The following is an 11,885-nucleotide window of genomic DNA, read 5'->3' on the forward strand; positions in this document are numbered from 1 at the left end:
AAGGGCTTATCCCCTATGAGTCCACTTCTTTCTTCCTCTGTTGCACTTGTATTGTATATTCGCAATTTCCACTTCCTCCGCGCCTGCGGGTGCGAACTCTGCGAGGCTTTTTCGTTTTTGTGGTGGTCTCACCGGTCCGCCGGGCGGAAGATACGCCTTGTCCTAGCCGCTTACCAGCGCCTGCCACAGCTTGTTTTGATTGGGCAGCATCCGCCGGGGCGGCGTACGCCTGGCATAGCGCCGGGCCAGCTCCTGCCGCCGCTGGGCGGGAAGGAAGCGGACCAGGGGCCTGGCATGTCCCTCAAAGGCGGCCAGTGAAAAGGAAATGGTATTGTTTCGGGGCTGAGGATAGAAGATCATCAGCTCCATGGCCTGCTCCGCCAGCCTCCCGGCCTGCTCCGCAGGACAGAGGGTCAGCCGTTCCGCCAGGTCGGCCACCCGTCGGGTGACCACGGCGTTGAACTCCTCCACCGCATAGCCCACCTTGGGATTCCCCTGGGCGCGGAAGAGAAAGCCCATGGCCTCCCCCACGTTGGCCGCACAGCAGGCTTCCAGCTTCTCTGCAAATGCCTCATAGCAGCCGCGCAGCTCCTCCACCGCCTGGAAAGCGGATGTCTCCGGCGCTCCGTCCATGGCAATCCCCCCTTTTCCACACATTATAGACGCCCGCGGTGGAAAAAACAAGGTCTGCCAGTCTGTTTCCAAAGCAATGCCCCGCTGTCGCACCATACCTGTTGTACACGTGAGTGAAGGGTGTGTATTTGCAGGGGTGATGAGGAGGTCCGGAACATGTTGGAACAGGGCGGAAGGAGTCGCTGCCCGGTGTTTGGCCGGCGGGCAGAAAATGGTCAAGAATTCACAGGATTACTGACCGAAGTGGCGGGGAGAGGTATACCCCATTTCCTCAGAAATGGTATAGAAATCGGAGAAGACCTTGCTGGCGGGAAGACCGGCGCTCTCCATCTCCTCAATGGCGGCGATGGCGGGATCGTCAATGGCCATAATCCACTCCGTCCGGGCCTCTTCCGACATCTCGGTGATAATGGTACCGTTGGCCTCCATCTCCTCATAGGCGGCCTCATCTTCCGCGGCGGCACGCTCCAGGCCCTTGGTCTTGTAGTCGCCTACAGCGGCTTCCAGGAATACGTTTTGCAGGTCCTCCGGCAGAGAGTTCCAGGTGTCCATGTTAAACAGCAGATGACAAGTGTTGGAGTTGCCGAACCCGGTCTTGGTGTAATAACCGGCAACCTCGTCCATCTTATAGCTGGACACACCGTTGGGCCACACAATCCAGCCCTCGTATACGCCAGTTTGCAGGGAGGTATACGCCTCGTTCAGGTTGGACTCCACGCCCACAGCACTAAGGCCATTGAGCAGATAGAGGTTGGCGCCGGCGGCGGCGATCTTGTGGCCAGCCAGATCAGCAATGCTCTCCACCGGGAACTGGGTCAGCAGATTGTAGCTGGAGATGGGGATGCCCATACCCAGATACTTTATATTATAGCCTGCCAGCATTTCATCATAGGCATCCTTATTCGCCTCGTACACCTTGGTGCCGATCTCATAGCTGATGGCCACATCGTCAATGCCGAAGGGGCAATAGGCGTTGTAATTGAACAGCATCGCCTTGGTGGGTTCAAAAAGCGTATTGATCACACCAATGTCCAGCTGACCGGACTCGGTGGCCTCAAATACGTCGGCCAGCGGAGCAATGGTTCCGCCATAGCCTTCGGTAAACGTGACCTCGTAACCCAGCTCGGCGGCCTTTTCGATGACCTCCGGCTCAAAGAAATCCTGAGCGGCAGACACATAGGGGAAGCCGGCGGGAGAGTGGCCGGAACCGATGATAAAGCTGTAGCTGGTCTTTGCGGCGCTGCCGCCGCCTTCGTTTCCGCTGCCGCAGGCGGCCAAAGTCAGAATCAGTGCCAGTGCGGTAGTGATAAGAAACAGTCTCTTTTTCACAACGTTACCTTCCTTTCTGATGTTACAAATAATGGGTGTTTCTTGACAAAACCACGGAGCTGCAATGCACGAGAACGCCTGCTACATAATACTGGGCAGCCAAGTTACCAGGCTGGGGAACGCCATCATAATGGCTACAAGGATGGCCATGAGGAACAAATAGGGCATGGAACCGGCAAAAATTCCGCCTACGGTCAGGCCCACAGACTTGTCCACAGAGGCATCCACGGAAAACACCACCATACCGAAAGGCGGGGTGAGCAGGCCCATCTCCACCACCACGATCATAATGATACCGAACCAGATCATATCCACGTCCATGCCGCGGAGCACAGGGATGATCAGGGGGCAGGTCAGCAGCAGGATGGAAGTGGAGTCCAGAATGCACCCCAGGAAGAGCAGCACCAGGCAGAAGAGGAGAATCAGCTCGATCGCGGGGAGGTGCAGGGAGATGATGGCCTCGCTTACAAAGTTGACCAGGCCGCTCATGGTGAGCATGCGGGAATACATGGTGGCACAGATCAGAAGCAGCAAAATGGAAGCGCCGGAAGAGGAGGTCTCTCGAATCACCATTTTCAGGCCGGTCCAGCGCATGCCGTTGGCCAGAGAAATAATCAGGGAACCGGCGCAGCCGATGGCGGCCGCCTCATAGGGGGTAAACGTGCCGCCCCAGATCCCGCCCATAACCACGATAATCAGAATAATGGTGGGCAGAGGCCCCAGGATGATGTGCTTCATGTTGGGCTTTTCCTGCTTGGACCAGTCGATGGGGACGGCCTTACCGTTGGCGTCCACTTCCCGGCCAATCAGCTTGGGGTTGAGGACGGAGCGGATCACGATATACACGGCCATGATGCAGGCCAGCACAATGCCGGGAAGAATACCGGCCATAAAGAGGTTGCCGATGGATTCCTCTGCCTGCATGCCATAGATAATCATCAACGTGCTGGGAGGAATCAGCATACCCAATACCGAACTGCCGGCCACCGAGCCGACGGCAAAGTTTTTTTCATATTTGTGGCGCACCATTTCAGGCATGGCCACCTTGCTGAATACCGCTGCCGATGCCACGCTGACGCCGGTAACTGCCGCAAAAATGGCGTTGGACACCACGGTGGCAATGCCGAGACCGCCCGGAATTCGCCGCAGGAGATAGTTGGCGGATTCAAACAACTTTTGTGCCGCACCTGAGTGGCTCATGAATACGCCCATTGCCAAAAACAGCGGCAACACCACAAAGCTGTAGTCCCGAATGGCGGAGTAGGCCGCGCCGGATACCACGCTGAGCGCAACCTTCACTTTGAAATTGGAGAGGATCAGCACACTGAAGAAGCTGGTAGCGCCCAAAGCGATTGCAATATGAACGCCGGCCAGAATCAGCGCAAACAGAATGATGATGGAAATAATTCCAATGAGTACAGATTCAGTCACGATTACACCACCTCAATCATTCAACGGGTACTTCTTCCTGCGGGTCAACAATTGACATAATCAGGCAGCGTACCATTTGCCAGGTTGTCACAACACCGGAAACAAAAATCAAAAACCTGGTGGGCCAGGTAACGATGCGCAAAGCTCCTTCGCCCTCAAATTCACCCACCCGAATGGACTGGACCAGTTCAGGCCAGGTGGCATAGGCCAGGACAAAGAAAAAGAGTGCGCCCAGTCCATAAGCGATCACATCAATTACGATTCGACCCTTTATGGAAAATCGCCCGTAGATAATGGTGGATCGGACGTGCCGAAACTGATAGGTGGCCCAAGGAACCATGAAGAACGCAATAACAGGAATGGACATCTTGATGATTTCCATAATTCCCGTAATCGGGTGGTTAAAGAGTTTACGGCCAATGACATCTGCGCATACCGCGACCATTACCACCAGGATCATTACGGAGGCACAGAAGCTCAGCCCCAAGGAGAACTTTTTAATGCCATTGTCGATGGTGTTGATAGCTTTTTTCATTGTGTCACCCTCATTACTCTACAGTGTTTGGCGTTACAAACCGCAATCCCGCATGTCACCCCCCCAGTCCGCGCACACCGAACAAAACCTACCTTTTATTTTGCGGCGCGAATATCCCCTAGTCTACTAGCCTACTGGCCTACTAGCCTGCTAGCCTGCTAGCCTACAGACCTGTTAAATCTGCAAAGCGGATGCCAAATTTACATGCAACCACACGGCATAGTAATTCGCCAAAACAACCAGTTTTCAGAAGATTCCGTTTTAAGAAATTAAGCAAATGCACGAATGGTGTGTAACATTATTGACACTCAAAGGAATGATAACAAGTAAGGATTTTCAATGCTTTTTAAAAAATCAAGCCCCACTTATGTTTACAAATATGCACATAATTAAGGGATTGTCGGCACACCGTCCTTTATCCGCGCAGATAAGCCAAACACATCTGAATGCCTGATAAAAACCACAGTTGTCGTTCTGCTGCGCAGTAACAGAACGCTCCCACAGAGACAAAGGGCCGTGCAAAAGTCAAAATCAGCGCCATTGTCTTCCGTGGTACAAAGCGCGGAACAGTTACAATGCAAAAAGTGTGGCTGAAACTATACACTTTTGAATAGAAACACAAACCGGGCCATATGGGATTGGGCAGTTCAGGTCCGCTGGTTCGCCAAAATTGCGCAAAAAAGGGCCGGCTGCCGCTGAAGATACCCACTCTTTCAGCGACAGCCGGCCGTATGGACAGCAGATTACAGTTTGTAGCAGACCTTTCCGGGATTGAGAATCATTTTAGGGTCAAACACCCGCTTGACGCCCTCCATCAGGCGCATATTGACAGGCCCCACAGATTCCGCAAGGTAATCCACCTTGCCCATCCCAATACCGTGCTCGCCAGAGATCAGGCCGCCCAGCTCCGTGGCGCGGGCGTAGATCTTACGCATAAACTGGTCCACCTGCCGCACAAATTCGTCCCGCTCCATATCGTTGGAGCAGGTGTATACGTGCAGGTTCCCATCGCCGGCATGTCCGAAGCTCTTGATGTCAAAGTCGAACTCGCCGTCAATTTCCTTAATGTAGTCTACAAACTCCGGGATTTTGCTCACCGGCACCACCACATCGCACTCGTCCAGAAGCGTGGTCTGCTCCTCGATTCCCTCCAGGAAGGAGGACCGGGCGGCCCAGGCGTCCTTGAATTTGGCCGGCGTATCCGCCACCAGCACATCCAGGGCATCGGCCTCCACCACCAGCTCCGCCCCCTGCTCAATCAGCTTGTCAAGCTCTTCCTGGGAGTTGGCGTCAAAGGTAACCAGCAGGTAAGCCCCGATCTCCGTCCCGCAGATGCTGCGGGGAAAGACGGACTTCCCCAGATATTCTTCCGAGGAGACCAGAATTTCCTTTTCAAAAAATTCAATGGCCTGAGGGTTCATATGCGCCTTTTTAAACATGGGTACTGCGGAAATGCAGGTCCTCAGGTCCTCAAACGGGCAGATCAGGCTGGCCGCATACTTGGGAGCGGGGATCAGCTTGAGTGTCAGCTCGGTGATGATACCCAGGGTACCCTCGGAGCCGATCATCAAGTTCATGAGGGAATAGCCGGAGGAGGTTTTGGAGACAGTGGCGCCCATGCGCACCACCTCGCCGGTGGGGAGCACAACGGTCATGGCACGCACGTAGTCCCGGGTTGCGCCATACTTCACCGCCCGCATACCGCCGGCGTTGGTAGCCACATTGCCTCCCAGGGTGGCAAACTTTTCCCCCGGGTCGGGCGGATACAGCAGTCCGCGCGTCAGGGCGTCCTCCGCCAGGTCGTTGAGCAGAACGCCCGGCTGCACACGTACCACGAAATTGTCCTCATCATACCCGAGGATTTGTTTCATCCGCATCGTACACAGTACGACTCCCCCCGCCATGGGCGTACAGGCGCCCACCAGACCGGTGCCGGCCCCGCGGCAGGTTACGGGGACATTGTTTTCGTAGCAGAGCTTCATAATGGCGGATATTTCCTCGGTGGTTAAAACATCGATGGAAACATCCGGCATGCGGGTGCCGTAAATGGGCATTTCATCCCGGGCGTAATCGGGGTTCACGTCCGAACCCACAATCACCCGGTCACCGGAAATCTCCCGCAGGGCGGCGATCAGTTCCGGCGTCACTTGGTTGTACTGCGTCATAGGTATCTCCTCCTACATTGCTTACAAATGCGTCGGCCCGCAGAGCCTGCCGGCTATTCCTCCACAATAACGGAAATCCCGTTTGGAATCAGCACGGTATGGGCCTGGCTGCCTTTGCGGGCGTATGCCCGCTCCAGCGCGGTAGCCAAATCGGGGGCGTATTCCAGTTTCATATCCTCAATCAGCGGTCTGGCCGCCGGGTCGGCGACAAAAATAACAGGATGCTTGCTCATGATGCGGGCAAGGATCTGGTACTCCCACTGGTCCGGATTGGTCTTGTCCATGGGGATCTTTTGGGTCTCCTCCAGCAGCTGTCCGGGGGTTGCGCACTCCTTCAAGGCGCGGTAGAACGACTCTCCCCCCGTCCCATCGTTGCAGCGGGCGCAGGTAATCAGCACCGCGCCAGGCGCAGCCGCAGCCTCCGCAGCGGTCAGACCTTTTACGCTCTGATAGATGTTCTGATCCAGGGGCGCCCCCCCGTTGGACGTAACAACCACGTCCCCAAGCCGCTTGGGCCTGACCCGGCAGGACTCCTTCAGGAAACGGCAGCCCGCCTCATGGGCCTGAATCGCATCCCCGGCAAAGGCGGCAATGATCTTCTTGTCCTCATCAATGATAACGTTGACGATATAGGCGAGCTTTGCCTGCCTGGCGGCGTCCGTCATGTCAAGATGGATGGGGTTCCCCTCCAAACTGCCTGTACGCGCGTAGGGCGAGGCAATAAATTCCGCGCAGTGGTTGCCCAGTACGGTCACCTTGTCACAGACGCCGGGCAGCACGCTTTTTCTTCCGCCGGAAAATCCGGCGAAAAAGTGAGGTTCAATAAACCCCTCCGCAATCAGCAGCTCTGTGTCCGCGGCCAGCTTATCGATAACCAGCCTGGCGCCGGACGGCAAAACGCCGATGTCCCGGTTGGAGTCCGGGTCCTGGCAGTCGTGAATGACAATCCGCTCTGAGGCGACGATTTGCTCCCCCAGCTTCTCAATCAGTTCTTCTTTCCGGCTGGGGCGGTGGAACCCTGTGGCCACCAAAAGCGTAATCTGAATGCCGGGGTTCCCCTGCCGCAGCTCCGCCAGCAGGAAGGGAATGATATGGCGGCTGGGTACGGGGCGGGTGTGGTCGCTAATGATAATGGTACACGTCCCCTTCCCTGCGGCCAACTCACGGAGCCTGGGCGAGCCAATGGGATGGGCCATGGCCTCCAGCACCAAATCGTCTTCACTTTTTTGCGTCTGCCGGTTTCCTGCCGAGGGGGTCAGAACTTCCACGCCGTCTAGGCTGCGGGGCCAGGAAATTCCGGTTGTTCCGTAGGCAATTTTCATGTTGCCCCTCCCTCTAAAATCAGGCAGACACCGTGTCTGCGGCGGCGTTCTCAAATTTCTGGCGCAGTCCCATCCGTCCCTCCTGGAAAATGCGGCTGTCCATCTGGCGGGGACCCTCCGGCGGCAGCTTGGGCGCAAACTCCATCAGGGCCAAAATCTGGCGCTCTATCTCAATTCCGGGGGCCACCTCAATCAGGTAAACGCCGTCGGAACGCAGTTCGAACACCGCCCGCTCTGTAATATACAAAACGGGCTTGCCGATTTTGCGGGCATAATCGCCGGAGAATGTGATTTGCTCCACAGAACGGATGAACTTCTTCTCATGTCCCTCCCGGTCAATTACCAGCTTGCCGTCAGCCACATGCATCTTCAGGCCGCCGGCGGTGAAGGTCCCGCAGAAGCACACCTTTTTGGCGTTTTGCGTAATGTCGATGAATCCGCCGCAGCCGGCCACCCGCGGGCCAAACTTTGACACGTTGATGTTTCCGCTCTGATCCGCCTGCGCCAGGCCGAGAAACGCCATATCCAGTCCGCCGCCATCATAAAAGTCAAACTGATAGGGCTGATCCAGAATGGCGGCCACATTGACCGAGCCGCCGAACTTGGGGCCGCCCTGAGGAATTCCGCCCACGGGGCCGCCCTCCACCGTAAGGGTAATATGCTGGTCAATTCCCTCTTCACCGGCCACCATGGAGATATACTCCGGCGTACCGATGCCCAGATTGACCACCACATCGGGCCGCAGCTCCATGGCGGCGCGGCGGCCGATGATTTTTTTTGCGCTCATAGGGGGATAGACCAGGTCGCCGGCCGGAACCCGGAACTCGCCGGTCATGGAGCCGTCATAGGCACAGCCAAGGCACTGGGCCTGGGCCCACGATTCATTGCAAACCACAATGGCATCCACATAGATGCCGGGGATTTTCACCAGCTTGGGGTCCAGAGACCCCTCCTGGACAACCCGCTCCACCTGTACGATCACTTTTCCACCGCAGTTGTGGACCGCCTGGGCCATGGAGGTCGCCTCCAGAGACGCCACTTCCCGCTCTACGGTTACATTGCCGGCCTCGTCGGCATAGGTTCCCCGGATCAGGGCCACGTCCAGCGGAATGGTTTTAAAGAAAAGCTGCTCCTGACCGTGAATTTCCATCAGCTCCACAAAATCTTCCGTGGAAATGGAATTCAGCTTCCCGCCTTCAATGCGGGGATCGGCAAAGGTATTCAGCCCCACGTGGGTCAGATAACCCAGCGAATGGCTGGCAATCTCCCGGTAGAGCTTGCACATGATTCCCTGGGGAAGGTTATAACCCTCCATTTTGTTTTCCAAAACCAGCCGCCCGAGATTGGGGGCCAAGTTCCAGTGTCCTGCGATGACGCGCCTGGTCATCCCCTCATGGGCAAAATGATCCGCGCCGCTGCCGTCTTTATTCCCCTGGGCGCCGGAATAGAACAGCGTCAGATCCCGGGGATGTCCGGTCTCCATAAAACGCTGCTCCAGCGCCGAGGAGAGCAGCTCCGGCAGCCCGCTGGCAACGAAACCGCTGGTGGTCACCGTTGCGCCGTCCGCAATGAGCATGACAGCTTCAGCGGCGCTGAGAATGGGCTTTCTACTCATATCAGATCCAATCCTTCCCGCCGGGGGCGGGACAGGCAATTTGCAGCCCATCCCGCCCCGCCGACTTGCGTGCTTGCCTCCAGCTATTAGAACGCGACCTTGTCAATCCCCTTGACCTTGAGCATCTCTCTGGCCTCGTCGGGCGTGGCCACCTCGCGGCCCAGCTCCTTGGCGATGCGGATGATCTTGGCGACCTGCTCGGCATTGCTCTTGGCCTTGACGCCCTTATCCAGCCACACGCTGTCCTCCAGACCCACGCGCACATTGCCGCCCATGGCCAGCGCCACCGCGCCAAGCTGCATCTGCATCTTGCCGGCGCCAACCACCGACCACAGGAAGTTGCCCTTCCCCAGCACCTTCTCAGCCTGGTCCACCATGTGTACCAGATTCTCCACCGTGGCGGGCAGTCCGCCCAGAACGCCCAGAATGAACTGGATATCCACCGGCGCCTTGATCTTGCCGCCCTTGATCATGAACGCCAGGTTGCTCAGCTGGCCCATGTCATAGATCTCAAACTCGGGCTTGGTGTCCTTCGCGGCAAACACATCCAGGTACTCCCGCATGGACTTGAAGGTGTTATAGTGGATGTTGTCCTCGGACTTGAGCAGATGGGGACGCTCCCACTCGTACTTGAACTTCTCAAACTTGTCCGCAATGGGGTGCATGGAGAAGTTGAAGGAGCCGCCGTTGAAGGAGGCCAGCTCCGGCTCCAGCTCGTTGATGGGGCGCAGCCGCTGCTCCAGTGTCATGGTGGTGGGATCGCCGCCGGTGGTGACGCAGATCAGGGCGTTGCAGTTGGCCTTAATCTTCTTGCACACCGTCCGGAACATGTCGATGTCGGCGGAAGGACGGCCGTCCTTGGGATCACGGACGTGGATGTGTACCACCGCGGCGCCGGCCTTGCAGGCGGCAATGGCCTCGTTGGCAATCTCGTCCGGGGTGATGGGCAGATATTCCGTCTGAGTTGGAGTGTGAATGGCACCAGTGATAGCAGCAGTAATCAGAACTTTACTCATTGTCTTGCCCTCCATTTTTTAATTTGTGTTTTGCTGATAGGAACGGGATGGTTTTGCTGCCGCAAAAAAAGGTAGGTACTTGATTAACCAGCAAATTATGTGCCAGTTTTGCAAAAAAAAGCGAAGGGCCGTGGGCAGTGGCACGGTCCTTCGGGGCAAGGTTTCTTACAATCCGTATTTTTTTAACTTTTTATACAGCATCCCTCTGGAAATCTGAAGCACCTCCGCCGCCCGGCTTTTATTCCCGCCGGTCAATTCCAGCGCGGACTTGATGGTTTCCAGCTCCAGGTCATACTTTCTTTTCCGAATGGGCATTTGGTGAATGGTTTCCGGCTCCACCGTCGAAACCGACGTAATGAACGAGGGCTTCAAATGCTGCCAGGTAATGGTCTCGCTCCATGCAATGTTCATGGCCCGCTCAATTACATTTTGCAGCTCACGGACGTTGCCCGGCCAGTCGTATTGCTTCAGATGCTCTTTGGCGTTGCAGGAAATACCAGGCACGCGCATACCCAGCTGCTCATTCAGCCGTTCCAGCAGGCTGTCGGCCAGAATCGGGATGTCCTCCTTCCGCTCCCGGAGGGGAGGGACCCGTATATTGACCACATTGAGCCGGTAGTACAAATCCTTTCGAAACTGTCCCTCCTCCACCAGCTGCTGCAGAGGAACATTGCTGGCGGCGATCAGGCGGCAATCAATTGGAATGCTTCTCGTGCCGCCCACACGCTCAATTTCCCGCTCCTGAATGGCGCGCAGCAGTTTGGGCTGAAGTTCAAAGGGAAGCTGATTGATCTCATCCAAAAACAACGTTCCCTCATTGGCCAGTTCAAACTTTCCCTTTTTCCCACTCTTGGATGCACCGGTAAAGGCCCCGGCCTCATATCCAAAAAACTCTGATTCCAGCAGTTCCTTTGGAATCGCCGCACAATTCACCTTAATAAATGCATTGGTGGAGCGCCGGCTGTGGTGGTGGATGGAACTGGCAACCAGCTCTTTTCCGCTCCCGGTTTCACCCTCAATCAACACGGTAGAGGCAGAGCGGGCCGCCTGAAGAATGGTACGCTTCATAGCTTTAATCTGGGGGCTTTTTCCAATGATGTTGTCTATGGAATACTTTGCCCCCTGTATTTCCGTCAGGCTTTTGCGGTACAGGGTCAACTTGTCCAAAAGTTCGTTAATGTTGGAAGAGAGCTCCATTACTTGTTCCATATTCCGCAAAAATGTAACAAAAATACAGCCACGCAGCACACCATCATCCCATATGGGGTAGTAGGAGCCAACCAGCTGAATCACCTCGCCGCCCTTCGTTTTAAGCTGAAAAGGGACGTTGCTGATGCTTTCGCCGGTTGACAAGACCTTATACATAAAGCTGTCTGGAAAAATGGCCCGGACGTATTGGCCGTGCAGATCTTTCCTGGAATACCCAGTTAATTCTGTAAACGCATTGTTCACATAAATCCATCTGCCATCCCTTCCTACCAATGTTACGCCGCCAATTTTGTCCAAAATGAGCTCAAAAATGTCGGCTCGATCCAGATTGGCAAAATAGTTTTCCGTCATTCTTTCCTCCATCCAGAGCGCGCTTTTGGGGTACCCGTATAGTATTGCATACATTTTTTGCGTAAGCAAGTGGGAAAAGTATACTGGCATTTTGTGGTTATAGTGGAGCAGCAGGCCCTTTTGTTTCGCCAAAAGGACCTGCTGCTCATATCGGCTGGTGGATCAGCCGAAATAATGCTTGTTAATTACCCAAGGATCATGGCCGGTCAGATACCACTTCGGCTCAAAGGAGTCGGTCAGCAGCTTCAGCTTGCTAAAGCTGTCAAAGGCGGCGAAGTG

At 55.7% G+C, this 11,885-nt stretch carries 9 protein-coding genes; all 9 read right to left on the bottom strand.

The features are described from left to right. Positions 1-162 precede the first annotated feature (162 nt). The gene (locus Q0J74_RS07810; protein WP_297212968.1) at positions 163-633 is read right to left on the bottom strand and encodes a hypothetical protein; all 471 of its coding nucleotides are present in this window, start codon (positions 631-633) and stop codon (positions 163-165) included. Between the two features lie 231 nt (positions 634-864). Next, positions 865-1,962 carry a TRAP transporter substrate-binding protein DctP gene (gene dctP, locus Q0J74_RS07815; RefSeq protein WP_297212970.1) on the bottom strand — a complete coding sequence of 366 codons (1,098 nt, stop codon included), beginning with the start codon at positions 1,960-1,962 and terminating at the stop codon, positions 865-867. Positions 1,963-2,043: 81 nt separating this feature from the next. Continuing rightward, the gene (locus tag Q0J74_RS07820; protein ID WP_297212972.1) at positions 2,044-3,393 is read right to left on the bottom strand and encodes a TRAP transporter large permease; all 1,350 of its coding nucleotides are present in this window, start codon (positions 3,391-3,393) and stop codon (positions 2,044-2,046) included. A 16-nt stretch (positions 3,394-3,409) separates the two neighbouring features. Continuing rightward, positions 3,410-3,928 carry a TRAP transporter small permease subunit gene (locus Q0J74_RS07825; RefSeq protein WP_297212974.1) on the bottom strand — a complete coding sequence of 173 codons (519 nt, stop codon included), beginning with the start codon at positions 3,926-3,928 and terminating at the stop codon, positions 3,410-3,412. 743 nt (positions 3,929-4,671) lie between these two features. Next, the gene (locus tag Q0J74_RS07830; protein WP_297212976.1) at positions 4,672-6,093 is read right to left on the bottom strand and encodes an FAD-binding oxidoreductase; all 1,422 of its coding nucleotides are present in this window, start codon (positions 6,091-6,093) and stop codon (positions 4,672-4,674) included. A 53-nt stretch (positions 6,094-6,146) separates the two neighbouring features. Beyond that, positions 6,147-7,415 carry a nickel-dependent lactate racemase gene (larA, locus tag Q0J74_RS07835; RefSeq protein WP_297212978.1) on the bottom strand — a complete coding sequence of 423 codons (1,269 nt, stop codon included), beginning with the start codon at positions 7,413-7,415 and terminating at the stop codon, positions 6,147-6,149. A gap of 19 nt (positions 7,416-7,434) precedes the next feature. Further along, positions 7,435-9,030, bottom strand: a complete 1,596-nt coding sequence (locus tag Q0J74_RS07840; protein WP_297212980.1) for an acyl CoA:acetate/3-ketoacid CoA transferase — start codon at positions 9,028-9,030, stop codon at positions 7,435-7,437. Positions 9,031-9,116: 86 nt separating this feature from the next. Beyond that, on the bottom strand, positions 9,117-10,046 hold the full coding sequence (locus Q0J74_RS07845) for a 3-keto-5-aminohexanoate cleavage protein (protein ID WP_297212982.1): 930 nt from the start codon (positions 10,044-10,046) through the stop codon (positions 9,117-9,119). Positions 10,047-10,211: 165 nt separating this feature from the next. Beyond that, entirely contained in the window at positions 10,212-11,606 is a 1,395-nt protein-coding gene (locus Q0J74_RS07850; protein WP_297212984.1) for a sigma-54 interaction domain-containing protein, read from the bottom strand. Between the last annotated feature and the right edge of the window lie 279 nt (positions 11,607-11,885).

This window comes from uncultured Flavonifractor sp. (genome assembly GCF_944387675.1).
Classification (GTDB): Bacteria; Bacillota; Clostridia; order Oscillospirales; family Oscillospiraceae; genus Flavonifractor.

What these genes read in the sequence shown, in the direction of transcription:
- larA (WP_297212978.1), bottom strand. Translation starts at nt 7,415, where the DNA reads ATGAAAATTGCCTACGGAACAACCGGAATTTCCTGGCCCCGCAGCCTA.
- Q0J74_RS07830 (WP_297212976.1), bottom strand. Translation starts at nt 6,093, where the DNA reads ATGACGCAGTACAACCAAGTGACGCCGGAACTGATCGCCGCCCTGCGG.
- Q0J74_RS07850 (WP_297212984.1), bottom strand. Translation starts at nt 11,606, where the DNA reads ATGACGGAAAACTATTTTGCCAATCTGGATCGAGCCGACATTTTTGAG.
- Q0J74_RS07810 (WP_297212968.1), bottom strand. Translation starts at nt 633, where the DNA reads ATGGACGGAGCGCCGGAGACATCCGCTTTCCAGGCGGTGGAGGAGCTG.
- Q0J74_RS07845 (WP_297212982.1), bottom strand. Translation starts at nt 10,046, where the DNA reads ATGAGTAAAGTTCTGATTACTGCTGCTATCACTGGTGCCATTCACACT.
- Q0J74_RS07840 (WP_297212980.1), bottom strand. Translation starts at nt 9,030, where the DNA reads ATGAGTAGAAAGCCCATTCTCAGCGCCGCTGAAGCTGTCATGCTCATT.
- Q0J74_RS07825 (WP_297212974.1), bottom strand. Translation starts at nt 3,928, where the DNA reads ATGAAAAAAGCTATCAACACCATCGACAATGGCATTAAAAAGTTCTCC.